The 26198-nt window shown below is 44.5% G+C and carries 25 protein-coding genes; 3 read left to right on the top strand and 22 right to left on the bottom strand.

All coding sequences use genetic code 11. The features are described 5' to 3' along the window. Position 1: 1 nt before the first annotated feature. The 7 genes from yqfD to rpsU all read right to left on the bottom strand — a co-directional run bounded on the left by yqfD (position 2) and on the right by rpsU (position 5418). The gene (gene yqfD / locus CVN76_RS07940; protein WP_100530833.1) at positions 2 to 1189 is read right to left on the bottom strand and encodes a sporulation protein YqfD; all 1188 of its coding nucleotides are present in this window, start codon (positions 1187 to 1189) and stop codon (positions 2 to 4) included. Positions 1190 to 1204: 15 nt separating this feature from the next. After that, on the bottom strand, positions 1205 to 1489 hold the full coding sequence (gene yqfC / locus CVN76_RS07935; protein ID WP_061140684.1) for a sporulation protein YqfC: 285 nt from the start codon (positions 1487 to 1489) through the stop codon (positions 1205 to 1207). A 111-nt stretch (positions 1490 to 1600) separates the two neighbouring features. After that, entirely contained in the window at positions 1601 to 2101 is a 501-nt protein-coding gene (locus CVN76_RS07930; RefSeq protein WP_061140685.1) for a hypothetical protein, read from the bottom strand. A gap of 22 nt (positions 2102 to 2123) precedes the next feature. Beyond that, the gene (gene floA, locus CVN76_RS07925) at positions 2124 to 3107 is read right to left on the bottom strand and encodes a flotillin-like protein FloA (RefSeq protein WP_442857561.1); all 984 of its coding nucleotides are present in this window, start codon (positions 3105 to 3107) and stop codon (positions 2124 to 2126) included. A 57-nt stretch (positions 3108 to 3164) separates the two neighbouring features. Next, positions 3165 to 4439, bottom strand: coding sequence for an NfeD family protein (locus CVN76_RS07920; RefSeq protein WP_100530831.1), 1275 nt, complete (start codon positions 4437 to 4439; stop codon positions 3165 to 3167). A 347-nt stretch (positions 4440 to 4786) separates the two neighbouring features. Next, a complete protein-coding gene (locus tag CVN76_RS07915; protein ID WP_061140686.1) occupies positions 4787 to 5230 on the bottom strand; it encodes a GatB/YqeY domain-containing protein in 444 nt (147 codons plus the stop codon). A gap of 14 nt (positions 5231 to 5244) precedes the next feature. Next, positions 5245 to 5418: a 30S ribosomal protein S21 gene (rpsU, locus tag CVN76_RS07910; protein WP_028391853.1), complete on the bottom strand. Its 174-nt coding sequence runs from the start codon at positions 5416 to 5418 to the stop codon at positions 5245 to 5247. A gap of 235 nt (positions 5419 to 5653) precedes the next feature. On the opposite strand from rpsU, the gene CVN76_RS07905 reads away from it, so the two are divergent. Beyond that, a complete protein-coding gene (locus tag CVN76_RS07905; protein WP_100530830.1) occupies positions 5654 to 6586 on the top strand; it encodes a Na/Pi symporter in 933 nt (310 codons plus the stop codon). 670 nt (positions 6587 to 7256) lie between these two features. Here the strand turns inward: CVN76_RS07905 and deoC are convergent. From deoC to gpr, 13 genes are all read right to left on the bottom strand, one after another. Continuing rightward, positions 7257 to 7928 (bottom strand): deoxyribose-phosphate aldolase, encoded by a 672-nt coding sequence (deoC, locus tag CVN76_RS07900; protein ID WP_061140688.1) that lies wholly within the window; start codon positions 7926 to 7928, stop codon positions 7257 to 7259. 142 nt (positions 7929 to 8070) lie between these two features. Beyond that, on the bottom strand, positions 8071 to 9408 hold the full coding sequence (gene mtaB, locus CVN76_RS07895; RefSeq protein WP_100530829.1) for a tRNA (N(6)-L-threonylcarbamoyladenosine(37)-C(2))-methylthiotransferase MtaB: 1338 nt from the start codon (positions 9406 to 9408) through the stop codon (positions 8071 to 8073). A 6-nt stretch (positions 9409 to 9414) separates the two neighbouring features. After that, a complete protein-coding gene (locus tag CVN76_RS07890; protein WP_100530828.1) occupies positions 9415 to 10167 on the bottom strand; it encodes a 16S rRNA (uracil(1498)-N(3))-methyltransferase in 753 nt (250 codons plus the stop codon). A gap of 138 nt (positions 10168 to 10305) precedes the next feature. Then, positions 10306 to 11247, bottom strand: a complete 942-nt coding sequence (gene prmA / locus CVN76_RS07885; protein ID WP_061143995.1) for a 50S ribosomal protein L11 methyltransferase — start codon at positions 11245 to 11247, stop codon at positions 10306 to 10308. A gap of 36 nt (positions 11248 to 11283) precedes the next feature. Continuing rightward, the gene (dnaJ, locus tag CVN76_RS07880; protein WP_061143996.1) at positions 11284 to 12405 is read right to left on the bottom strand and encodes a molecular chaperone DnaJ; all 1122 of its coding nucleotides are present in this window, start codon (positions 12403 to 12405) and stop codon (positions 11284 to 11286) included. A gap of 291 nt (positions 12406 to 12696) precedes the next feature. After that, positions 12697 to 14532 (bottom strand): molecular chaperone DnaK, encoded by a 1836-nt coding sequence (gene dnaK, locus CVN76_RS07875; protein WP_061143997.1) that lies wholly within the window; start codon positions 14530 to 14532, stop codon positions 12697 to 12699. Between the two features lie 36 nt (positions 14533 to 14568). Continuing rightward, the gene (grpE, locus tag CVN76_RS07870; protein ID WP_061143998.1) at positions 14569 to 15159 is read right to left on the bottom strand and encodes a nucleotide exchange factor GrpE; all 591 of its coding nucleotides are present in this window, start codon (positions 15157 to 15159) and stop codon (positions 14569 to 14571) included. Positions 15160 to 15258: 99 nt separating this feature from the next. After that, the gene (gene hrcA / locus CVN76_RS07865) at positions 15259 to 16287 is read right to left on the bottom strand and encodes a heat-inducible transcriptional repressor HrcA (protein WP_061143999.1); all 1029 of its coding nucleotides are present in this window, start codon (positions 16285 to 16287) and stop codon (positions 15259 to 15261) included. A 124-nt stretch (positions 16288 to 16411) separates the two neighbouring features. Then, positions 16412 to 17563 (bottom strand): radical SAM family heme chaperone HemW, encoded by a 1152-nt coding sequence (gene hemW, locus CVN76_RS07860; protein ID WP_100530827.1) that lies wholly within the window; start codon positions 17561 to 17563, stop codon positions 16412 to 16414. An 87-nt stretch (positions 17564 to 17650) separates the two neighbouring features. After that, positions 17651 to 19486: a translation elongation factor 4 gene (gene lepA / locus CVN76_RS07855; protein WP_061144001.1), complete on the bottom strand. Its 1836-nt coding sequence runs from the start codon at positions 19484 to 19486 to the stop codon at positions 17651 to 17653. A 170-nt stretch (positions 19487 to 19656) separates the two neighbouring features. Beyond that, positions 19657 to 19980 (bottom strand): YqxA family protein, encoded by a 324-nt coding sequence (locus CVN76_RS07850; RefSeq protein WP_061144546.1) that lies wholly within the window; start codon positions 19978 to 19980, stop codon positions 19657 to 19659. Between the two features lie 21 nt (positions 19981 to 20001). After that, complete coding sequence (gene spoIIP / locus CVN76_RS07845) at positions 20002 to 21201, bottom strand: stage II sporulation protein P (RefSeq protein WP_100530826.1); 1200 nt, start codon at positions 21199 to 21201, stop codon at positions 20002 to 20004. Positions 21202 to 21288: 87 nt separating this feature from the next. Beyond that, complete coding sequence (gpr, locus tag CVN76_RS07840) at positions 21289 to 22407, bottom strand: GPR endopeptidase (RefSeq protein ID WP_100530825.1); 1119 nt, start codon at positions 22405 to 22407, stop codon at positions 21289 to 21291. A 275-nt stretch (positions 22408 to 22682) separates the two neighbouring features. Here gpr and rpsT point away from each other — a divergent pair, with 275 nt between their 5' ends. Then, positions 22683 to 22949: a 30S ribosomal protein S20 gene (rpsT, locus tag CVN76_RS07835; RefSeq protein WP_061144543.1), complete on the top strand. Its 267-nt coding sequence runs from the start codon at positions 22683 to 22685 to the stop codon at positions 22947 to 22949. Between the two features lie 351 nt (positions 22950 to 23300). Here the strand turns inward: rpsT and holA are convergent, their stop codons facing one another. Then, positions 23301 to 24308, bottom strand: a complete 1008-nt coding sequence (holA, locus tag CVN76_RS07830; protein ID WP_100530824.1) for a DNA polymerase III subunit delta — start codon at positions 24306 to 24308, stop codon at positions 23301 to 23303. A 342-nt stretch (positions 24309 to 24650) separates the two neighbouring features. Between holA and CVN76_RS07825 the strand changes: the two genes are divergently transcribed. Beyond that, positions 24651 to 24785, top strand: coding sequence for a YqzM family protein (locus tag CVN76_RS07825; protein WP_034308559.1), 135 nt, complete (start codon positions 24651 to 24653; stop codon positions 24783 to 24785). Between the two features lie 69 nt (positions 24786 to 24854). Here the strand turns inward: CVN76_RS07825 and CVN76_RS07820 are convergent. Beyond that, positions 24855 to 26198 (bottom strand): DNA internalization-related competence protein ComEC/Rec2 (locus CVN76_RS07820; RefSeq protein ID WP_100530823.1); only part of this gene is annotated, 1344 nt, incomplete at its 5' end.

Raw genomic sequence — 26198 nt, 5'->3', positions numbered from 1 at the left:
GTTAGTCTCCTTGAATGATTGGTTGTCCAATCGCTATATCTTCAATAACTTGGTAATGTATAGACAATTTAACTTTACCATTCTCCATGCTTTCGTGCAAAATTTTTTCTTCGATGATTTCATCTTCCTCATCCAAATGCTTTTTCAACTCGGCTTTAGCCATTTTTCTACCTTCCTTCACCGCCTCTTCCCTCGTATAGCTCCTGACGATATCCTCCTTGCTCCTTAAGGTTACCTGTTTATAGGAGATCGGGAGTTCCCATTGAAGGAAGTGAAAAGGCCTGACCGTCGTTTCCTTTTCCTGTTTGTCATATTTCGGATCCTTGAATCCCCATACAGGCAGGGAAAAGTCGCCCATTTTTAAATAGTGCTTATTCGTTTCATTTCCGTTCAAAACAGAAAATTTAGTTTTCAATGGAATTTTCACCTCTGCATTGTACCAGGTTTTCCCTTTGATCACTCCCTGTGCCGATACGATTTCCTGCTTATCTTCTTTGCCAATCAAACCTGAAACGAGAAGCTGTCCCTTTCCGACATAATCATTCACATTTACTATAGATTGCCCTTTTTTTACATACATATCAGCAATAACCGCCTTTTTCGAGGCCACCAAATTTTGCGGCGATGTTTTCTCGACTTCCTTCGGCTGCCGTTTTTCAACGACACGGAAATGGTACGTCGTTCCCTTGAGCTCGACCCCAACCCACGTCAATGCACCGATCCGATCCGAAAGCTTACGCTGGATGGTATCCACATCATCAACGAAAAATTGCACCTTGCCAATCTTCACGCCCATCTTGTCCAATTCTTTGCGGATGGCATGCTCGGTTGCCGGCTTCGCATCTTTCACCTCGATGCCCCACACCATATTGGAAAGCACGAAAATGCAAAGCAGGAACGCAATGAGACCGACCAGGAACCCGCTGTTTTTCATCACTCTCTTCACTAGGAAAGGGAAGCCCCTCCCCTGCATGAACGATACCTTGCAATCGCTTTTGCGCATGACCTGCCGAAGTTTCGGGATATCCCTGAAGTCCATATGGAAAATCAGGGCCTCACTACCGACGCGCTTCACATCCCAGATATGAAGCCCCCTTCGTGTCAACATATTGATAAGCCGTTCTGCACCTTTTCCATGTGCCTTCACTTTTACATAGCCTGTATAATAGTTTGTCCATTGGTTTTTCATGGAGACCTCCCGGGATCATTCATTAATAAAATAAACTTTGTCGATCTTGCCTTCAAGCATGATTTCTTCAGGCAAGATCGTCTTTATGACAAAGGAGCTTCCCTTTATCAGCAGCTGACCATTTTTTAACATCAATCGTACTTCACTGTCCGTAAAAGCCAATAAGCCACGATGGTTTTCAATGTAAATATGTAATTGTCCGATCATCGTAATTCGCGGCAGGTCCATCATGACATCTTGCGGAAGGTCCATTGTTTTGGTCATAAGCTGTTTCATTTTTTTTCCCCAATTGCGAGCCATAAAAAAGAACCCCCTTTCATCTCAATGTATGAGGTGAAAGGGGGTTCTAGCACAAAATTATCTGGGAATGAAAGTGTATTTTTTCATGAATCGGTCCCGAGAGATGTCCGCTTATTTTCTAGACCTCTGGAGACTTCGCTTCGCCCTTGGCGGTCCCAGCACTTCTGACATGATGATGCCATCAATCAGCTGCTTTTTCCCGAAAGAAGGCCCTTTGCGATAAACGGGACTTCTATTATCGGATATGGCTGAGGCAATATTGTCTGCCTTCGCCTTTTGATATAAACGTTCCTGATCGTACTTCTGCTGAAGCCGCCTAAGCTCAGCAATCCTTTGGTTCGCTTCGTTCTTCGTCTCATCGATTATCTCGGCAGCCTGAGGTGCCTGCTGTTCGACTTTCCTTACAGGAGCAGGGGCAGGACCTTGCTGCTGGTTCCCCTGCCCCTCACCTTGAAGCTCCCTCATGACATCCTGCCATTTCTTTTTAGGAGGACCGTTAGGGGCATCACTTTGCTGAGACTGCTTTTTTCTTCCTAACATGGACGATACAATGCCGATCAAGATAATGATTAGGAATGGGTTCCCGAGAAAGAAATCAATGATATCTCCCATTTAAAGACCTCCCTTCCCTAACCTAGTTGTTATGGTTGTTATTGTTATTATCTTTTGGATTTTCGGAGATTTTGCTGATCGAACCGCGCATATCCGTATCAGCGGTTATATTTTGGATGTTCATATAATCCATCACACCAAGGTTTCCGCTTTTAAGCGCATCGGCCATGGCCAGTGGTACTTCCGCTTCGGATTGGACAACTTTCGCACGCATTTCCTGAACGCGTGCAACCATTTCCTGTTCAAGGGCAACAGCCATCGCACGGCGCTCTTCGGCCTTGGCCTGGGCAATTTTCTTATCGGCTTCGGCTTGGTCGGTTTGTAGGATGGCCCCGATGTTTTTCCCGATATCCACTTCAGCGATATCGATGGAAAGGATTTCAAATGCGGTTCCCGAATCCAATCCCTTTGATAATACCGTTCTGGAAATCAGATCGGGATTTTCAAGGACATCCGTATGCATTTTCGAAGCACCGATCGTCGATACGATCCCTTCACCCACTCGGGCAATGATCGTTTCTTCACCGGCACCACCGACTAGACGTTCAATATTGGCACGAACCGTGATCCTTGCCTTCGCTTTCACTTCGATCCCGTTCATCGCCACACCGGAGATGAAAGGCGTTTCGATCACTTTCGGGTTAACGCTCATTTGAACCGCTTGCAGTACATCACGACCGGCAAGGTCAATGGCTGCCCCACGCTCGAAAGGCAGCACGATATTGGCACGTTCCGCAGCGATCAAAGCATTCACGACGCGATCGACATTACCTCCTGCTAGGTAATGGCTCTCCAATTGATTCGTCGAAACATTGATTCCTGCCTTATGTGCCTTGATGAGGGGATTGACGACCCTGCTTGGTATAACACGGCGAAGTCTCATCCCCACCAATGTAAATATACTGATTTTGACTCCTGCCGCCAAAGCGGAAATCCAGAGCATGACTGGCACGAATGTGAAAAATACCGATAATACGATGATGGCAGCAATCACTGCCAGTACAATAAAAACTGTTCCTGATGTTATCACGTAAGAATTCATCCTTCCTGTTTCCTTTAATTTTTAAATCGAATCCGGAATTTCCCGGACGACTACCCTAGATCCTTCAACCTTCACGATGGTGAGTGAAGATCCTTTGGAAATGAAGCTTCCCTCGGTCACGACATCCACTCTCTCATCATTGATCAAAGCAGTTCCCGAAGGCCGTAAATCGGTTAGGGCCTTCCCTTTTACACCTAATAAATCGACTCGATTCGGATTGCTAACATACCCTTGCTCCGTCTTTGTTGCATCGGTTAAAATCATTTTTCTGAAAAATTTCATTTGTTTTCCAAACACCTTTACAAGTAGGATGAATGCCAAAATCGATACGGTTACCGCAATAAGCAGGGATATCGTCATATGGACAGGATCATCCGAAGCGAGGAACAAACTCCCCACGATCGCCGTAAATCCAAGCAGTCCGATAATTCCCCCTGGGATGAAAAATTCCGCCAGCACGAGGATGACCCCGATGATGAACATCGCCAACGATTCATACCCGGTGATGCCTGCGACAAGATGACCATAAAAGAACAATACAAGGCTGGAAACTCCAATGACTCCCGGAATGCCAAAGCCAGGCGAAAACAATTCAATCACAATCCCGATGCCAGCAATCGTCAATAATATCGGAACGACAATCGGATTGGTCAAGAAACGGGCAAGTTTTTCAGGAAAGCTTTCTTCGATCGTTCGGATATCGGCATCCTCAACCCCAAGTTTGCTGTATAGCTCCGCCTTTCCCGAAACGATCCCCTCACTATATCCAGCCTCTCTGGCCTGTTCAGCTGTAAATGTGAGCAGCTTTCCTTTTCCTGCTCCGTATTCGGGAAGGTTGATGTCTTCATCCGCCATCGCTTGGGCGAATTTCGGATCCCGTCCGTTTTGTTCCGCTGCCGTCTTCATCGCAGCCAGCCAATAGGATTGTGCCTTCTTGCTTGCAGCATTCCCCGCCGAATCAATCACGGCCGCCGATCCCATCGTAGCACTTGGGACCATGTAGATTTCATCTGCACTAAGGGCAATATAGGCACCCGCAGATAAAGCCCTGTTATTGACATAGGCAACGGTTTTTACCGGAGAATCCGACAGTAGCTTGGCAATCTCCCCAGCTGCATCGACAGCACCGCCAGGGGTATTCACCTCGAAAATGACAAGATCTGCATCAGCAGCTTCAGCGGTGTTCAGCGCGCGCTCCAAAAAAGCCGAAAGTCCCTTTTCCACCGTTTCTTCAATCGGAACATGGTAAACGATTTTCTCCTGTGCAGAAGCCGCCAATCCCCCAAACGATGACATGGTGAACAGCAACCCTAATATGAGTACAGATATACAACGCCAAATTTTCAGGCGGAACGCCCCCTTCCCCTTAATTAAACGCTGTAAGTCCCACCAAATTCCAGAAGGATCCTTACCTGAATTCAATCCGTAACTAAAATCGGGATAAGGGAACCCGAAGCCACCCTTAACTCTGTTCTTTAGTTATTACGTATGTATATGAAAAAGGTTTCAAAAAAAGGCAAATAAATTTGTAAATGCCGCCACTCGAGCTCCGTTACAATAATATACGCATAAAAACCTCGTGAAATACACAAAAACCACAGGCAATTTGCCTGCGGTTAGGTTTCGAGTTTTAAGTTTCGAGTTCAAGATAGATGTTGTAATACTAATTTGTTAACTAGAGAACCATCCGCTTTACCTTTAACTTTAGGCATTAAAGCTCCCATAACTCTCCCCATATCTGCTTTGGATGTTGCATTGACTTCTTCGATCGTCTGTTGAACGATGTCAGAAATCTCTTCTTCTGAAAGTTGCTCAGGCATATATGCCTCTACGTATACTAGTTCGGTGCGGACTTTATCCACGAGATCGGAACGACCTGCGTTTTCAAACTCCTGGAGGGAGTCTTTGCGTTGTTTTAATTCGCGAGAGAGCACTGTCAATTCTTCATTATCTGTTAAATCTTGTCTCAGCTTAAGAGCTTCGTTTTGAATAGAAGCCTTCAGCATCCGAATAACAGATAGTTTGTCCTTTTCCTTGTTCTTCATCGCTTGTTTCATATCATTATTTAAACGCTCGAGAAGACTCATCTTTCCACCCTCTCTTAGAATTTACGTTTTCTTGCAGCTTCAGACTTTTTCTTACGTTTTACGCTTGGTTTTTCATAAAATTCACGCTTCCTAGCTTCCTGAAGCGATCCTGCTTTAGATACAGTACGTTTGAAACGACGAAGAGCATCTTCAAGCGATTCGTTTTTACGAACGACGGTTTTAGACATCTCTTTCCCTCCCTCCGAAAACAACACACTAACTCAAGTTGTCAACATGTTATACATGTACTAAACAATTATAATATATCATCTTTATCAGGTCAACCAATATAATCAAACTTATTTTGAATTATTCTCATGTTCTTATTGGATTCTTTTCCCTAAACGATCATTCCACTAAAAAGAACCGTTTTTAAAGCATGTCTCCTCCAACTGGACCATATGCTTAAGAAGGGGTGAGAGCATGCATGAGCTATTTTTATTCGGATTCTACATAGCGATGTTTCTTGCAGGAATGTCAGTATTGCGAATCGGACTGTTCAATATGTCAGGCGCCGCACTGAAGACCTTCCTCGCAAAAGTAACGGATAAGCCATGGAAAGGGTTTGTCGCCGGAACCTTATTTACCGGCATCCTTCAGAGCAGCTCGGCGGTCATGGTCATGACGGTCGGGCTCGTTTCTGCAGGAAGTTTAACTTTCCCGCAAACGATCGGGATTATTCTTGGAACGAATATCGGCTCCACTCTCACGGCTGAGTTCATGAGCTTCACGTTAGATCGATGGATCATTCCCGGCGTCATCTGCGGAGCCCTCCTTTGCTTCATGCCCAAAGTTTTGCCGAGAACCTTAGGAATGTCACTCATCGGCATCTCAGCCATCTTTGCGGCGATGGGAGGATTCAAAACGCTCTCGACACCTATTTCCGCTTACCCATCCATCCAAACGATCATCGGGTACATAGAAAGCCATATGAGTTTTGCGTTATTAGCCGGAATCGCAATAACGGCACTCATCCACTCCAGTTCGGTAACCATCGGGATCGCGATGAGTTTTTTGATGAACGGGGAACTATCCGTCTCTTCCGCCATCATCATCATGCTCGGTTCCAATATCGGCACATGCATCACCGGATACATGGCCAGCATCGGTTCCGGCAGACAAGCTGCCTTTACAGCCTATGCCCATATTTGGCTTAATGTCCTTGGGGTTGCCGCTTTCCTGCCCTTTGTCGATACCCTGGAACGAACGGCTGCCTTTTTCACCGGAAACAAAGCGACCCAACTCGCTCATGCAAGCGTCCTTTTCAATATCCTGACTTCGCTGGCTGTCTTGCCAGTCGCACGCCACTTCTCCAACCTCATCCTTTGGGTGCATCGGCCAAGCTCGAAAAAATAAAGGCTCTTCCTAAAAGTCAATGGCAATTATCTACTGGACAGCCTTATATAAGATAGACTTAACCTAAACGCATAGATAATAAGGGGGGCATGATTTTAGCTAATCTTTTTATAATTAGTCTTATGCTTTCACGCCTAATGCAGTTGCTGAAAGGAAAGAAGGTATCCCAACTCCAGGGAATAACGGCAGTTATACCAATGAATGCCCCTTTTGATCCATCTTCATTGCTAAACATTCATGTATAACTTGTGGATAAAATCTGTCTGGACATACATTTGTATGCAGGATAACATGCATCCGCTTTTTTAGGAACAGCAGTCGAAATGCTAATTAAAGAAAAAACTAACGTTGTTTATAAAAGTAAATGATCCGCTCGTTTCTTCATATTCCTCCCCTCACTTGATGAATTTATTACAACACGTTTACTCCCTTATGTCCCTTACTATCCATTCTAAATACACAATAAGCTTTTTTTTGAATGCATGGGTTCCAATAATGAAATATAAAAATTCAAAAATGATACGGGCCTCTTTTTACATGGACGCAATTCACATTGGCAAGTGGTATTTCATTTAGACCGCAATCAAATTTATTTTTAACATCAATAAAAAACAGGCGGAGAAAAATGATTCATTTTCTCCGCCTGTTTTTTTATAAGTCTTATTAAAAATCAATAATCGGAATCAGCCGTTAAGCCTTTTACGATGGAAACGCCGGCACTGGCGCCAATTCTTGTGGCTCCTGCTTCGATTACATTCTGAGCGTCAGCCGTGTTGCGGACTCCTCCAGAAGCTTTGACACCGATATCAGGTCCAACTGTTTTTCTCATCAGAGCGATGTCTTCGACAGTTGCTCCTCCAGTCGAGAAACCAGTTGAAGTTTTCACGTAATCCGTTCCCGCTTTGACAGCCAGTTCGCAAGCGCGGACTTTTTCTTCCTCAGTCAATAATGAAGTTTCGATGATCACTTTTGATAGGGCCTTACCCGTAGACGCAGCCACTACAGCACGAATATCACGTTCTACCAATTCATCATCCTTGTCCTTCAAGGCACCGATATTGATGACCATATCGACTTCGTGGGCGCCATTGGAGATGGCATCCTTCGTTTCGAACGCTTTCGTTTCCGGTGTGGTTGCCCCTAGAGGGAACCCGATGACCGTACACACTTTCACTTCTGATCCTTCCAATAGTTCGCTTGCATATTTCACCCATGTCGGATTCACGCAAACGGAAGCAAACTTGTACTCGCGCGCTTCTTCGCATAATACCTTTATTTGCTCTTTCGTTGCATCTGCTTTTAATAACGTGTGGTCTATTAAACCTGCTACATTTTGTGACATATATTATCCTCCTCAAAACATATTGTAACTAGTTGTACGTACCTCTCATGATATCACAGTTTGTCCATTTTGACGATACATATAGTCTTTACCCGAATGATCAAAGAAAACACATAAAAAAAGACAGCGTAAATTCGCTGTCTTATATATTTGCTGCTTGCTGCAACGGAAAATCTTTCATAACCGTCACGAATTGGCCTTCACTATGAGGGTATCCAGATTTTATAATCTTCACTTTTACGATTTCTCCAACCATTTCTTCCGTAGCCGGGAAAACGATTTTCATGTAATTATCGGCATAGCCTTCATAAAGGCCATTTTCCAGCTTCGTCTCAGGGATGACTTCAAGTACTTCCCCTTCAAAACGGGAAGCATACTCTTTGGCCAATTGATCGGACAACGCGATAAGACGGTGGACGCGTTCGTTTTTTACATTTTCATCCACTTGATCTTCCATTCGTGCCGCCGGTGTCCCTGTCCGTTTTGAATAAGGGAAAACATGAAGCTCGGAGAATTTGTATTTTTCGATAAAGTTATAGGTCTCCATGAATTCTTCTTCCGTTTCACCAGGGAAGCCGACGATGACATCTGATGTAACGGCAAGACCGGGCAGTGCAATTTTCAATTTTTCAATCCGATCGCCAAAGAAATCCATCGTATATTTACGTCTCATTCGTTTTAGGACCGTATCGGAGCCCGATTGAATCGGAATATGCAAATGACGCACCACTTTTTTCGAATTCGTAAGCACTTCGATGATCTCATCGGTGATTTGGCTCGCTTCAATGGATGAAATGCGGATGCGCTTCAACCCATCGACCTGTTCCAAGTCACGAAGAAGCATCGCCAGGTTATAGTCCTTCAAGTCATCACCGTATCCACCAGTGTGAATTCCGGTCAAGACTAGCTCCTTATATCCTGCCTCGACAAGCTGTTTAGCTTGGTGTACGACTTCCTTTGGATCGCGGGAACGCATCAAGCCACGTGCCCAAGGTATGATGCAGAAAGTGCAGAAGTTATTGCAACCTTCCTGGATCTTCAGCGAAGCGCGGGTACGATCCGTAAAAGCAGGTACGTCCAGTTCCTCATAAACACGATTTTTCATGATATTGCCGACAGCATTGATCGGTTCACGCTCTTCCTTGAACTGCTCGATATAATCAAGAAGTTTGACCCTATCCTGTGTTCCAACGACAATATCCACGCCTGGTATGGCCATGATCTCCGCAGGCGAAGTCTGGGCGTAGCATCCGGTTACCGCTATGACGGCATTCGGATTTTTACGAATGGCGCGGCGGATGACCTGGCGACTCTTCTTATCGCCCGTGTTGGTCACGGTGCATGTGTTGATGACATATACATCCGATGCATGTTCAAACTCAACACGATCATATCCCCCGGTTTTGAATAATTGCCAAATAGCTTCTGTTTCATAATGATTCACTTTACAGCCTAATGTATGGAAAGCGACCGTTGCCATTTTTCATCACCTCAAAAGTTCTACATGATAAGAAACAGCGGAAAGTGCATATAAAGGTGCTGTTTCAGTTCTTAATATTCTTGGTCCAAGGCCGCAAGCTACAAAGCCGGCAGCGGACAGTTTTTCGATTTCCTTGTCTGCCAAGCCGCCTTCAGGACCAAATACGAAAAGAATCGATTGTCCTGCAGTGATATCCTTCAAGACGGACGCAAGGACGGAAGTTTCCCCCCGTTTCGCTTCTTCTTCAAAAGCGATTAATTTATGATCGAAGCCGGCAGCGTGCGAAGCTAGCTGGTCAGCCGTCATCGGCTCCTTGACTTCAGGGATGACCGTTCGATGTGATTGCTCAGCGGCTTCTTTTGAGATCTTCTGGAGCCGCTCCATTTTCTTTCCTACCTTTTTGTGGTCCCATTTTACCACCGAACGAGCAGCAATAAAAGGGATAAATTCAGCGGCGCCAAGTTCGGTCCCCTTCTGAACGATATATTCCAACTTATCCCCTTTAGGCAGACCGCTCGCGATTACCACCCTCACCGGAAGTTCCTTCTCTTCATTCTTCCATTCAATGACAGTTCCTATAACCGCATCAGCCGTCATTTCCGAAATTTCCATGACAGCCGCCATACCGTTTTCCTTCACGGTAATGATTCGCTCGCCCGGCGCCATCCTCATCACCCTGGCGATATGGTGAAAGTCATCGCCTGAAATCGTTACCGTGCTTCCTTTGATGTCTTCGTCGTTAAGAAAATACCGTTGCACACTGCCACCCACTCCGTCTAGTCTAAAAAACCTACAGGCTAACAATCCCGTTTCCCGAGTGCAAGCCATGCAAAGATTCAAGCTAAAAAAAGGTACTCTGATTATCCAACTACCCGATAATCAGAGTAACTTTTCCAATTAACCATTCCTTTTTGCGATTATGGCGACCCAATCTTCCATCAAGACCGTTTCCTCAATGGTGAATCCGGATGCCGTGATCGCGTCCTTGACATCTTGTTTCTTCGGCTGAATGATTCCGGATGCTATGAAATATCCGCCTGGCTTAACCACTTTTGCTACATCATCGGTAAAGCGCATGATGACTTCGGCAAGAATATTGGCCACGACGACATCGGCTTGTTCATGCACACCATCCAGCAAGTTGCCTTGCGAAACAGACACTCTATCTTGTACATTATTAAGCTGAACATTTTGCGTAGCGGATTGTACAGCCACTTCATCCAAATCAAGGGACTGGATCTGCTTGGCATCGAGCAATGCGGCCGCAATGCTCAATACGCCAGACCCGGTTCCTACATCGACTACTAGATCGCCTGGCCTCACTGTACGCTCCAGCGCTTGGATGCACATGACCGTCGTTGGATGTGTGCCTGTTCCGAAGGCCATGCCTGGATCAAGTTCAATGATCAGTTCGTCACTGCTGACGGGAGTGTAATCCTCCCATGTAGGAACGATGGTAAAACGTTCGGAAATCTTGACGGGATTATAATATTTTTTCCAAGCGGTTGCCCACTCTTCTTCATTCACTTCACTGATCGAAACGATATTCTTCCCAAGGTCAATATCAAAAAGAAGGAGATTATTAATCGATTCCTTAATGGCATCGACGGTTTCGCCAAGGAAGCTGTTTACGGGCAAATACGCCTTGATCAATACACCTTCATCCGGATAATCATCTGGGTTCAAGTGATAGATTTCGCCAAAAACGTTTTCACGTTCCTTGACTAATTCTAGAGGATCCTCAATGACAACACCGCTGGCACCTGCCTCATGAAGAATATTCGAAACAGGTTCAACCGCTTCATTCGTTGTTTGGATTGCAAATTCAGACCACTTCATAGTCTACCAACTCCCAATTTCTTCTTTTACTTTTATTCACCTATCTTTAAAAGCACGCTTCACTTTTGAGAAAAAGCCATCCTCTTGTTCATCTATGCCTGGTTGTCCGCTGATATCGCTGAATTCACGAAGCAGGTCCTTTTGTTTTTCCGTTAATTTTTTAGGCGTGACCACCAACACGACAACATGCTGATCTCCTTGGCCATATCCCCTGACATTCGGGACACCCTTGCCTTTTAAACGGAAACGGGTACTTGTTTGTGTACCAGCAGGAATCTTCAGCTTCACTTTTCCATGCAGGGTAGGAACCTCGATCTCATCCCCTAATGCTGCCTGGGCAAACGTGACCGGCATTTCACAATAGATGTCATCGCCGTCCCGCTCGAAGAATTCATGGCTGCGTACATGGAAGACCACATATAGGTCCCCAGCAGGTCCACCGTTGATTCCCGGTTCCCCTTGACCGGTTACCCGCAGCTGCTGGCCATCATCAATTCCGGCCGGCACCTTGACTTGGATTTTTTTGCGTTTTTGAACCTTTCCGTCTCCGCCACATGTTGAACATTTTTGGGGAATGATTTTCCCTGTTCCTTGACAGTGGTGACATGCTCTCCGGTTCACAATTCTGCCGAACGCAGTATTTTGCTCTACATTCAATTGACCGGTTCCATGGCAATGAGAACAAGTTTCGACTTTAGTCCCTGGTTTGGCACCTGACCCTTTACATGTATCACAATCCTCTTCACGAGGAATTTCAATTTCGGTATCTTTTCCGAAGGCCGCCTCTTCAAACGAAAGCGTCATCGTATATTGTAGATCCGCTCCTTGGCGAGGTGCATTAGGATCTCTCCTGCGTCCGCCGCCGCCGAAAAAACTGCTGAAAATGTCTTCAAAACCGCCGAAACCGCCAAAGTCCTGACCGCCGCCGAATCCTTGGTTCGGATCGGTATGTCCGAATTGATCATAATGGGACTTTTTTTGTTCGTCGCTCAATACCTCATAAGCTTCCTTGATTTCCTTGAACTTATCCGCAGCATCGTCCGCTTTATTAATATCAGGGTGATATTGTTTGGAGAGCTTGCGATACGCTTTTTTGATTTCATCCTTCGAAGCACTCTTCGAAAGGCCTAACACCTCATAATAATCACGTTTACTCATATCTAAAATCCACTCCCGATTCGATTCACATAAAGGTAATATTATCACTGAACGAAGATAATAATCAACTAGAAAAGTACAAACGGCATTGACACTTTTTTGCAAATGATAAGGCCAGCCCCGAATTGCACACTTTTTTTCTCATAATCACATATTTCCCCAGGCTGCGTTTGTATAGAGAAAACCATTCATTATAAAAAAGCCAAAGCCAAGATAACCTGACTTTGACTTTTCTACAATGACAGGCCAAAAACACTGCCATATATTTCAGCTTCCCGGATGGGTCACTTTTTATTTTTTCTCTTCTTCGTTAACTTCTGTGTACTCTGCATCGACGACGTTATCGTCTTTTGCACCGGCTTCGCCAGCTCCAGCTTCACCAGCTTGCTGAGCTTTTGCCGCTTCTTCATAAAGCTTCATGGTCAATGCTTGAACGATTTCGTTCAGTGCATCTTTCTTCACGCGGATTTCTTCAAGCTCGTTTTTCTCGATGGCAGCTTTCAGTTCATCCTTCGCTTCGTTCGCTTTCGTCACTTCCGCTTCGTCCACTTTGCCTTCTAGATCTTTAAGCGTTTTTTCCGTTTGGAAGACTAGTTGATCCGCTTCATTGCGAAGCTCCACTTCTTCCTTACGTTGCTTATCGCTGTCAGCATTTTCTTCCGCTTCGCGTACCATACGGTCGATTTCTTCATCAGAAAGGCCTGAAGATGATTTGATCGTGATCGCTTGTTCCTTGTTTGTGCCAAGATCCTTCGCACGAACGTTCACGATACCATTTTTATCGATATCGAATGTTACTTCAACTTGAGGAACTCCACGTGGTGCCGGCGGAATGTCACTCAATTGGAAGCGGCCAAGCGTTTTGTTATCCGCTGACATTGGACGCTCACCTTGAAGAACGTGGATATCAACAGCCGTTTGGTTATCAGCCGCAGTCGAGAATACTTGGGATTTACTTGTTGGAATCGTTGTATTGCGATCGATCAATTTCGTGAACACTCCGCCCATCGTTTCAATTCCAAGTGAAAGTGGAGTTACGTCAAGAAGAACGACGTCTTTAACATCTCCTGTTAATACGCCACCTTGAATCGCAGCACCCATGGCCACTACTTCATCAGGGTTAACGCCTTTGCTTGGCTCTTGTCCGATTTCCTTTTTGATTGCTTCAACAACCGCAGGAATACGTGTAGATCCACCAACAAGGATGACTTTATCGATTTCAGAAGCAGAAAGGCCCGCATCTTTCATCGCTTGACGAGTAGGTCCCATTGTGCGTTCCACAAGGCCTGAAGAAAGCTCATCGAATTTAGCTCTAGTCATGGTTACATCCAAGTGAAGCGGGCCAGCATCCCCAGCTGTGATGAATGGCAATGAAATTTGTGTGGAAGTTACACCGGAAAGATCTTTTTTCGCTTTTTCAGCTGCATCTTTCAAACGTTGAACAGCCATTTTGTCTTTGGAAAGGTCGATTCCGTTTTCTTTCTTGAATGCTTCCACTAAGTAATCGATGATGACTTGGTCGAAATCATCTCCACCTAGACGATTGTCGCCGGCTGTGGATTTAACCTCGAATACGCCATCGCCAAGTTCCATGACAGAAACGTCGAATGTTCCGCCGCCAAGGTCGAATACAAGGATCGTTTGATCTTCTTCCGTTTTATCCAAACCGTATGCAAGTGCTGCAGCTGTCGGTTCGTTGATGATACGTTCCACTTCAAGACCGGCAATTTGTCCAGCGTCCTTTGTTGCCTGACGTTCTGCATCATTGAAGTAAGCAGGTACGGTGATGACCGCTTTTGTAACTTTCTCACCAAGATACTCTTCAGCATAAGATTTCAAGTATTGAAGGATGATTGCAGAAACTTCCTGAGGTGAATACTCTTTTCCTTCGATTACTTCTTTATGGTTCGTACCCATATGACGCTTGATGGAGATGATCGTGTTAGGGTTTGTGATCGCTTGGCGTTTTGCCACTTCCCCTACTTGCCTTTCTCCATTTTTGAATGCCACTACGGATGGAGTCGTACGGTTTCCTTCTGGATTCGGGATTACTTTTGGTTCCCCGCCTTCAAGTACAGATACACAAGAGTTTGTTGTACCTAAGTCAATACCAATAATCTTGCTCATAGTTTCACTACCTCCCAGTAATTATATGTAAAATGCTTATTCGTTCACTTTCACCATTGCAGGTCGAATCACTCGGTCTTTAAGCAGGTATCCTTTTTGGAATTCCTCCACGACGATGTTGGAACCGAAGTTTTCATCTTGGACTTGCATGACCGCTTGATGCAAACGAGGATCGAACTCTTCACCAACCGAGCTGATCGGCTCGATGCCTTCTTTGGCCAATGCGTCCGTAATCGTCTTATAAACCATTTCCATGCCCGAAAGCAGGGATTTCGTTTGTTCATTTTCCGCTTCGATTTTTGTAGCTCTTTCAAAATTATCAAGGGCTTCCACTAAATCGCCAGCAATACTTTGAACTCTATATTTTTGAGCCGCCTCCATATCAAGCTTGGCACGGCGTCTTGAATTATCAAAATCGGCCTGCAGACGAAGGTAACGGTTATCCATTTCTTCGATTTTTGCTTGAAGCTCGGCAATTTTTTCCTGAGCCAACTGAAGCTCATCCTTTTCAGCCGGATCCTGGTTTTGCTCCGCTGGAATTTCTTCTTCAGCGAAAACCGCTTCTGCAGCGTTTTCTTCGATTGTTTCATTTTCCAATGTTTGTTCTTCGTTTTTATTATCTGTCACAATCTCACCTCCCTAAAAGGGTTATACAATTTATGCTAAAGTATCATGCCAGGCGACGGGATGCTGCCCTCCGCCACCTTAACAATATTACCTTTGCTCCTATTTTTGATACAGTTTTGTCATGAGGGCAGTCAAATCCTTCGAGAAAAACGAAAGCAAACTGATCACCCTCGAATATTCCATCCTCGTCGGACCCAATATGGCTAATGTGCCGACTTGCTCCTGTCCGATTGAATAAGTAGCGGTAATCAAGCTGCAATCATCAAGCACTGTGTTTTGATTTTCGCGGCCGATCCTGACGTGGATGCCAGATGGGTTTTGGGTAATGAGATCATAAAACCCCTGCTCCTGCTCAATCATGGATAAAAGCGTGCTGACCTTAGCGATATCATGGAACTCCGGCTGCCTCAACATATTCGTTTTCCCGCCGAAAAATATTTTTTCGGGGTTTGTATCCGTCAAGGTATCCGCAAGGACGGAAACCATCGAGCCGTAGTTTTGAATGTGGCGGCTTAACAGAACAGCCACTTCCTTATATATCTTATCCTTTAAATCAACTAACGGAACGTCGACCAATCGGGCATTTAATATGTTCACCATCTTTTCGATTTCGTTTATATCGAAAGAGGGAGGAAGGGAAATCATTCGGTTCTCCACATGACCTGTATCGGTAATGATGATGGCAATCGCTGTTTCAGCGCTCAAGGGAATGATTTGGATTTTCTTCAGCTTATGTTCATTCACTTTCGGCCCAAGCACTATTGCCGTATAATTCGTCAGTTCCGAAAGAATTTTCGCTGACTTTTGAACGATCTTTTCCAATTCATAAATTCGTTCTACAAAAACGGATTTCAATAATTTCATTTCATTCTTTTTCGGAGCTTGAGGAGAAAGTAAATGATCCACATAATATCTATACCCTTTTTCAGAAGGAATCCTGCCGGAAGATGTATGGGTTTTTTCTATGAATCCCATTTCTTCAAGATCAGACATTTCATTGCGGATTGTGGCAGAGCTGAACGTAATTTCATCTTTCTTCGACAAGCTTCGTGACCCGACTGGCTGGGCTGAATGGATAAAATCCTCGATTATCACTTGCAGAATCAATAATTGACGATCAGTTAGCATGTATGATCACCTCTGTTAGCACTCTGTCTCTCTGAGTGCTAATATACTAATAAATTATCAAATGCAGCCAATGATGTCAACAAAGAAAACCCGTAATTCATCGTTAAAATGACAAGCGATTTCCTTAATCGGAATCGGCAACACCTAAAAATGATTGGAACACTTCATTTCCGAGCAGTTTCCCCTGTTCAGTCAAGCGGACGAAGCCGTCCTCAACCATTAGAAGGCCCTTTGCCACTTCTTCCTGAAGCGGTTTCCGGAAAATCTCGGTCATTTCAACAGAAAATTTATTCATGAAGTTCTCGATTGAAACTCCTTCTGTTTTCCGGAGGCCCAAAAACATTTCTTCCTCCATCCGTTCATGGAGCGGGACCTGATGTTCCTCCAAAACCGGCAGCTGATTTTCTAATAAAGGGGTGATATATTTCTTCACGGGGCCATGGTTAGCCACTCGCCTTCCTCCAGTATAGCCATGTGCGCCGGCACCAATGCCATAATACTCCACATTATCCCAATATGTCAGATTATGACGGCTTTCAAAACCAGGCCGGGCAAAGTTACTGATTTCATACTGGTGGATACCTTGCTTCTCCATTTCTTCCATGAGCTTCTCATACATGGAAGCCTCGAGTTCCTGCGGCGGCAGGTTCAATTTACCCTTTCGCATCTGATTGTAAAAAACCGTCTTCGGTTCAACGATCAATGAGTAACTGGAATAGTGCGGCAATTGCAGAGCAAGGGCTTTAACCAGCGTATCCTGAAAATCGGCCATCGTTTGACCAGGCAATCCATAAATCAAATCAATGCTGATATTCGTGAAGCCAACCTCTTGAGCCAGGTGGATCGTTTCGTACACTTCGGAAGCCCGATGAGTCCGTCCTATCCGTTTCAACAAATCATCATTGAAGCTCTGCACGCCGAAGCTAAGCCGATTGACACCCGATTGATACAGAATTTCGAGTTTTTCCCTCGAAAGGTCCCCTGGATTGGCCTCGAATGTATACTCGGCTTTTTTCGGTTCGAATGGCAAGGTTTCATTGATAGCTTCACATAGGAATGTCAGCTGTTTTTCATCTAATGAGGTCGGTGTCCCTCCGCCGACGAAAACGGTATCCAATCCTGTCGTCGGGTATTTGGCAAGCTGCAGGGCCATTTCCCTTTTCATCATCTGTAAATATTCGTCGACAGGCTGTCCTTGCAGGAATACTTTATTAAAATCACAATAGTGACAAATGTGTTCACAGAACGGTATATGGAGATAGGCGCTTTTAATCATCGTGTTCACAACCTTTAATCGAATGAGTCGATAGAAAAAGAGGCTAGAATCACTCTACCCTCTTTTCCCCTCTATCGTTAATTTTATTTATTTCTTCGGTGTCGTATCATCCATTTTCAAAACAGCCATGAAAGCTTCTTGCGGCACTTCAACGGATCCTACCTGTTTCATCCGCTTTTTACCTTCTTTCTGTTTTTCGAGCAACTTACGTTTACGAGATATATCGCCGCCGTAACATTTAGCCAATACGTTTTTGCGCATTGCACTAATCGAGGAACGGGCCACGATTTTCTGTCCGATAGCTGCTTGGATCGGTACTTCGAATTGTTGTCTCGGAATCAATTTCTTCAACTTTTCAACGATGACTTTACCGCGTTCATAGGCAAAATCCTTATGAACGATGAAGCTCAACGCATCGACGGTTTCGCCATTAAGCAGGATATCCATCTTCACAAGCTTGGACGGTTTGTAACCGATCAACTCATAATCGAATGAAGCATAGCCTCTCGTATTGGATTTCAATTGATCAAAGAAATCATACACGATTTCCGATAACGGTATCTCATAATGAATGCTCACACGTGTCTCATCGATATATTCCATGTCAATGAAGTTACCGCGTTTGTTTTGACAGATTTCCATGATCGTCCCGACGAATTCCGTCGGTGCCATCATCGTCGCTTTTACGTATGGCTCCTCGACGCGTTCAATCTTTTGGGCATCAGGCATGTTGGATGGGTTATCAACCTTCAGAACCGTTCCGTCCGTTTGGACAACATCGTAAATAACACTTGGTGCAGTAGTGATTAAATCAATTTTGAATTCACGTTCAATCCGTTCCTGGATGATTTCCATATGAAGAAGTCCAAGGAATCCACAACGGAAGCCGAAGCCTAACGCTTGCGATGATTCCGCCTCGAACTGAAGCGCAGAATCGTTCAATTCCAATTTTTCCAAAGCATCCCGCAGGTCATTGAACTTCGATGCATCGATTGGGTATAACCCGCAATACACCATCGGATTCATCTTACGGTAACCCGGAAGCGGCTCTGTCGCACTATTGACGGCACTTGTGATCGTATCACCCACCGTCGTATCGCTGACATTTTTAATGGCAGCCGTAAGGAACCCTACATCGCCGACATTCAGCTCACCCAGCAGCTGCGGTTTTGGGTTGAAGACACCCAATTCCGTTACATCGAATTCCTTGCCAGTGGACATCATTTTGATTTTGTCGCCCACTTTTATGGAACCTTCGACAACACGGATATAGGCTACGACACCGCGATAGGCATCAAACAGTGAATCGAAAATGAGCGCCTTGAAAGGGGCATCCGGATCTCCCTGTGGCGGCGGCACCAATTCAACCACCTGCTCGAGAATCTCCTCGATTCCGATACCGGCTTTAGCCGAAGCAAGGACTGCATCGGAAGCATCCAAGCCGATTACTTCCTCGATTTCACCACGCACCCTTTCCGGGTCAGCACTTGGCAAGTCGATTTTGTTGATGACCGGAATGATTTCCAGGTTGTTATCCAAAGCCAAATACACATTTGCCAGCGTTTGGGCTTCAATGCCCTGAGCTGCATCGACAACAAGGACAGCGCCTTCACACGCAGCCAGGCTTCTTGAAACCTCGTACGTGAAATCGACATGTCCCGGTGTGTCAATCAGATGGAAAATATACTCTTCGCCATCTTTCGCATTATATTTCAATTGGATTGCATTCAATTTAATCGTAATTCCACGCTCACGCTCTAAATCCATGGAATCCAGCAGTTGACTCTTCATTTCACGTTGAGTCATGGCGTTCGTTTTTTCAATGATGCGATCCGCCAATGTAGATTTACCATGATCAATATGAGCGATGATGGAAAAGTTGCGAATCTTTGATTGTCTTTTTAATTTTTCTTCTCTATTCATGACGTTCACTCCCACTAGTCGACACAATACACTATTTTTTATTATATCAATAGAAAATGCAAGATTCAACAGAATAGTTACAAAAGAAGCATCATTGTAAGGTAAAGCATAAAAAAAGGCTGCATCGGATTGGATGCAGGCCTTTTGCTGGTTTATTCACGACACTACAGCTAAATCATATCGATAAGCGCTTGAAATGCCCCTGAAATCGTGTCCCCTAGCGTTCTGCCGATTGAGGAGAAAAAATTGAAGGCCTTCATTTCTTCCAGCTTTTCTTTTTTTGTCTCCAAGTCATGGCTTGTCACCTTTTGTCCTAGGATATCAGCCTCCATCTCCCCTTGGCCTGATTGGTTGATCATGAATGCACTATTTAAAGAAGGATCTTCATACCCCTTCATTTTCTTCATTCCATCGTTCGCCTGCTGCATCCCAATCAGAACGCCTAAAAATAATACGAGTACAATCCCTGTACATTTCAACCAAAATCTAACCATGATGGAGGTCTCCTTTCCAAATTACTTCGCTTCCGATTCCCCGGCCGTTTTATCCACCGCTTTCGCATCCCAATAAAATTCGCTGAAAACGTCGGAAAAGGCATCCACGGTTAAAAACATTTCTTCGAAAGTATTGTCGACGCCGCCAACCTCGATGAGCATGGCGTTGCCTGATAAATCTTGATTATATATACCATTATGGGCAGATCCGCCCTGTTTCATAACCCCGCGGGAAATGCCCGGGTATTTTTTCTCCAACGATTTATGAAGTTTATTGGCAAGCGCGGCATTTTTTTCAAAGTTGGGATTATTACCGCCAATCACGAAGGCGATTTTGGCATATTGTTTGCCATTGATCGTAATGGTCGTATGTTTTTTTCGTTTTGAATCCCGATGGATATCAATGAGATATTCCAGATCCTTGTTAGTGGCCATCGCCGTCTGAACAGACCTTCGAGATTCTTGATAGGATTTGTTGTAATTCAATCCTTTATTGTTCAAATTGCCCATGATATCCGTCTTATCGAGCGAGGAACCAATTCCTTTATCAGCTAGGTCCTCAACCATTCGTTCCCCGAGTTTCGTAATATTGATTTTAGAATGGTAGGCTAGATCCGGATTGGTCACCCCTTTTAAATAGGGAAGATAAGATTCACGGTTGTGACTATGGTAAATCTCGACCACTTTCCGCCCATTCGTCGTTTGATGAGGCTGGTTCGTATCCCCTTTTTCCGGTTCTTCAATCTCATCCAGGTTTTGCAGGGATGCATCCCGCTCTTCATTCAGGACATCTACTGGCGGCGAGGATTCATACGGCATGTTCGTATAATTCGTTCCTTCACCTGCCACGAGAATCTCATTATCGAAAATCGAGAATCCAGGAAGTTCCCTGCCAAGTAAACTCCGCGGGTCCTCCAATGATATGTTGGTTGAGACTTTTATCAATTGATCCGTGATCACTGATTCTTGTTTACCCTCCGGCAGTGCGTTAAAAAAATATTGGTTTTCATTGGCCATCATCGAGAACAGCATTTTCCCTGAAAATTGGTTGGCTACGGTATGCACCGAATCCGAAGATATCCGATACTCCGGTCTCAAAGAAGTCATGACCCCACTGATTGAAAAAACAAAAAGAAGCAAGGCGAGAATACCTAGAAAAGTTTTTATGATCGTTGATCCGTGAACAGCTGTTATGACCCCTGGGGAATTTCTTCTTTTCATCCTTCCACCCTCTCTATAGCTTGTCTATTAATACGTATGACTTTGCTAGAAAGGGTAGAACACCATTTTTGGGCACAAAAAATGGTGTTAGCGGGTGTAGTATCCCGCATTATCTTGATTGATTGATTTATGCAGGGCCGCATTCAGCCCATTCGCGATCAAGTTCGCCATATCTTCAATGAAAACATCGACTTCCTTCGGTGTAACCATTAAATTTTGCCCGAGCGGTGACAGCACTTCATAGATCAGTTTCCGTTTCTCTTCATCAGGAAGGACCCCTATCATCCCCAAGAAGGTTTGGCGTTCCTTCTCCCCCGGCATATCCTCATCAGTCAGCTTCGTCCGCTTGCCAAAGCTGAATCCCGCAGGTGCCAATGAACGTGAAGGTCTGTCACCTTCATTTAATTCCTTGCCAAAATGCTTCAAGATATAATCGATCGTATCGCTGGCAATGGATACGGCATCGACGACCGTCGGAATCCCTATTGCTATGACGGGTACTCCCAATGTATCCTGGCTCAGTTCTTTTCGTTTATTCCCGACACCAGAACCCGGATGAATGCCGGTATCGGTGATTTGTATCGTTGAATTCACGCGGTCGATCGAACGGGCAGCCAAGGCATCCACGACAATGAGGAAATCCGGTTTACTTTTCTCGATGACCCCTTTTATGATGTCACTCGTCTCAATTCCCGTAATTCCCATGACCCCTGGGGAAATCGCACTGACTGGCCGATATCCTTCCTTCACTGACCCTGGCTGCAACTCGAACAAATGTCTCGTGACGACAAGATTCTCAATGACTGCAGGCCCCAAAGCATCGGGAGTAACATTCCAATTGCCAAGACCAACGACCAAGCAGCTGCTTTCCTTGGTGATTTTATTCCGTTGCAGGAAATAAGCCAGCTCATTGGCAAACACCTTTTCCACCCGATGCTGCGTATCGGTATCCTGTTGTCGGATCCCCTGGACCTCGATGGTCAAATAGCTGCCCTCTTTTTTGCCAATCTCCTTTTCCCCCGCAGCCGTGACCTCTACCAAGGATACCTTGAGGTCATCGACTTCTTTTTCCTTAATGATGACCCCTTCGATATGGGAGACATTCACTTCCTCAACGACACCTTTATGTTCAAGGGCAATTTCCTTAGCTTCAATTGCCAAATCTGTCCGAATACCAAATTCCCTAAGATCCAAATGTTTATCCATAGCGCCCTCCTGCTGTTCGAATTGTAATCCAATCTAGTAATTTGCATAGTCTCTCTTAAACATTCTGTCGTTTTTGCTTTTTTATTATTCATTTTTTTGGTACAATGAAATATGACGAGATGAATTTTTTATTGAAATTATAATTCCTTTTCGATTCTCAATCTGGAGTATTGCATATTTATGAGCAGTCTGATAGAATATCACTTGTGCTATTTGATATGGATTTGAAAAGTCGAGTTCATATAATCTCGATTTCTTTGTAGGAGGTGAACGGAATGCCAAACATTAAATCTGCTATTAAACGTGTGAAAATCAACGACAAAAAACGCGTACAAAACATTACAGTTCGATCTACTATGCGTACTACAGTGAAAAACGCTGAAGCTGCATTAGCTGGTGAAAACGTTGAAGCTGCTAAAGAAGCTCTTTTAACAGCTGCTGTGAAATTAGACAAAGCTGCATCTAAAGGATTAATCCATAAAAATGCGGCAGCCCGTAAAAAATCTCGTTTAGCGAAAAGACTTAACGCTCTTAACGCATAATGACAAAAAATTAAACGATCCAACCGGATCGTTTTTTTTGTGCCCATTTTTAGAACAAATATAAGTCAACGGCGCTTTGGCATCATTATTTTCATTGGATTCGAAGCAGTCCGCCCAGCCAAGCTTCGTTATCGCACAAAGTGGAATGGAAAGCGAGCACCTGCAGTGCAATGAGACGGACAAAGTCCAAGTCCTCCAAACTGTGGGCAATCGATTGTCATCCTCGTTCTCGCACAAAGTGGAATGAAACAAACAACTAAGGGCAATGCGTTACCAATTCAACGCAGCAACATTAAACATTCTAATACTACAACATAAAAAGGTGACAGCGCTTCTGTCACCTTTTTAATCTCACCTTATTTTCAAGAGCAGCAATTCAAGCGTTATCGCCTTGTCCGCTTGGCCCGTTTTCATTTTATAATCCGCCTCTGCCAAGTCGTTCATGATGCCCAGCAATTCGCGTTCCTGGAATTTCCCCGTCTTCTCAAGTGCCAGCTTCACCCTGAAAGGATGCACCTTTAATTGCCCGGCAATTTTTTGCTGGCTGTATCCTTGACGGGATAGCTCCTTCACTTGATACATGAGCCTGACTTGTCCTGCCATCACACTCAATATCTTGATCGGCTCCTCATTCTGACGGAGGAGGTCGTGCAGAATCGTCATGGCGCTCTCCATCTTCCGCTGTAACACATGATCAACAAGCGTGAAGATATTTTGTTCAAGTGATTTAGCGACCAGCTTTTCGACAATCCCGGCGGTGATAGGTTGATCTTCCTCCACATAAAGTGCCAATTTATCCAATTCATTCGTCAGCATCATCAAATTCGTTCCTGCAAGTTCAAGTAATAGTTCTGTCGCCTGATCATCTATGCGGCCAGAACCTACCCGTTCCCTCACCCATCCCTTCAACTCATGGTCACCAAGCTTCTTCGCTTCAACGAGGACCGCTTTTCGCTTCAGTTCCTTGGTGATTTTTTTTCGTTCGTCCAGCTTCTCATAAGGAGCAGTCAGAACGACGATCGAATAAGGGACGGGATCTGCCAAATACGCTTCAAGTCTCTTCACATTGTGTTCAACTCTCGATTTCGTTTTTTCAGCAGTCAGAAAAAAGGGGTTTTGCATGAAAACTAAACGCCGTTCCCCGATAAAGGGCAGAGTTTCAACATCTTCAAGTGCCGTCTCAACAGGTGTCTCTTCCAAGTCAAATTGAGAGAAGTTGAAATCCATCTCATCTTCATGAAGGACATTCTCGATCAGCAGCTGCTTCGTTTCATTAATAAGATAGGCTTCCGTTCCATACAACAAGTAAACCGGCGCGAATTGCCCTTTTTTTATGCTCTTCCAAACGTCTAATACCAATAGAATCCGCCTCTTTTTTTATGTATTCTTCTCTAATGGTATAGGTGGATGGACCATTTGACAAGCTATAAAGGGAACTAGCCCCCTAAAGGACTAATTCCGGATCTATATGAACACTTTCAAGGAAGGCCCGGGTAATCTCCCTTGAAAGCGGGTAAGGTATTCGTGCAGAACAAATATCGAGCTTTTCTTTTTCGCTTGCTTTGTTTGTACTTTTATTTTGACCCCATAACCGCAAACTATTTGTGACAACTCTTGTCAGTATAGGAAATGAAGAATGCGACCTGTAGATTTTTCACTGGTAATGTTTTATACTATTAGCAGAAATAGGAGGGGTAAATCATGAACGAATTCGAAAAGAATGTCCAGTCAAAGACAGATGACGTCGCTGATTCCGCAATCGGTTTCATCGGATCTTTTGTATTTTTCGCTGCCATGTTCACCATAGCTGTCGTCATTAAAGCTGTCGGATCCTGATTTCTGCACTTATTTTTTTCGGAAGGGGACTGCTTTTGCAGTCTCTTTCTTTTTTATTTATACAACATACTATGGGATAGTCTTCCGAAAGGTTCCTTTCCTTTTGGAATACTTATAAATGATCGAACCATCTTCATCCGTCCTGAACACATGAATTCGATTTGTTTCCAAATTCCCTAAGACGCTTTTATGGGGATGACCGTATCGATTATCTTTTCCGGCTGAAATCAATGCGGCTTTCGGCTGCAGCTGCAAAAGGAAGGGTGCCGAAGTAGATGTCTTGCTGCCATGGTGGCCGACCTTCAGGATATCCGCCCGCAACCGGGGAAAGGCGTTCATCAGCTTCCCTTCCCCCTCTTCCTCCAAATCTCCGGCAAAAATCCATGATAAGCCCCCTAGCTCCGTGTATAAAACGATCGACGAATCATTTTTATTTTCTTCTTCTTCATGAGGATGCAGCACGGAAAACAGAGATCCGCCCGCTACCCAGCTGTCCCCCCTTTTACTGACTGACAGCTGCACTTTTTTATCCCTTGCAATCGAGACAAAATCCAAGTCGCGATATTGCTCTTCACTGCCGCCTCCAATGATGATTTCTTTCACTTTGAAATGTTCGATCAATTCTTTCGCACTCCCTACATGATCCGCATCGGCATGAGTCAAAATCAGTTTGTCCAAATGATGGATGCCCTTACTTTTCAATAACGGAATGATGATATCATCCGCAGTATTGAACTTCTTGCGCTTTTGCGCCCACGGCTCGATCGGGAATGTAATCTGTCCGCCCGTATCAATCAAATAATTACCGCGGTTGAATGGCAGGATAATTAAAATGGAGTCACCTTGCCCAACATCGATGATCTGCACTTCGCCAAAGGGTGACAGCTTTTGTATATTATATTGAAAAAACAAAAGTACAATCAGCATCCCGCACCACCATTTACTTTTCTTAAAGGACTCCTCCCAGGTCAGGAATAGCCCCAAAAGGAACGACACAAGTAATGCCATCACGAAAAAATGGGGCTTTCCAAATACAATGGAAGCTAAAGGCAAATTCGAGGCTGCATCGGCGGCCTTATTGCATAGGATGAAGGTGAAATTCAATATTGATATAAGGGGTTCTCCTAGCGGCGGGAATAGCAGATGACAAGTGAGGGCAATTAAAGAAAAAGGCAGCAACAAAATCGAATAAAGCGGAACATACACGACATTCAGGAACACTCCTAGGAAAGAGGCTTCATAAAAATGAAAAAGCAAAATGGGAAGGGCTGTCAATTGGCAGATCAAGCTTATGATAAGTAACTGCAGCGTTTTTTGGGGATAGCGCAAGAAGATGCCCGAAGACATGAGAATGGAAAAAGTGACGGCGAACGAAAGTTGAACGCCGATATCATATAGCATATTGGGCTGAAA

The organism is Bacillus sp. mrc49, assembly GCF_002803435.1.
Note: the sequence above shows the minus strand (reverse complement) of the source record. Positions and strands in the feature narration are given on the sequence as shown.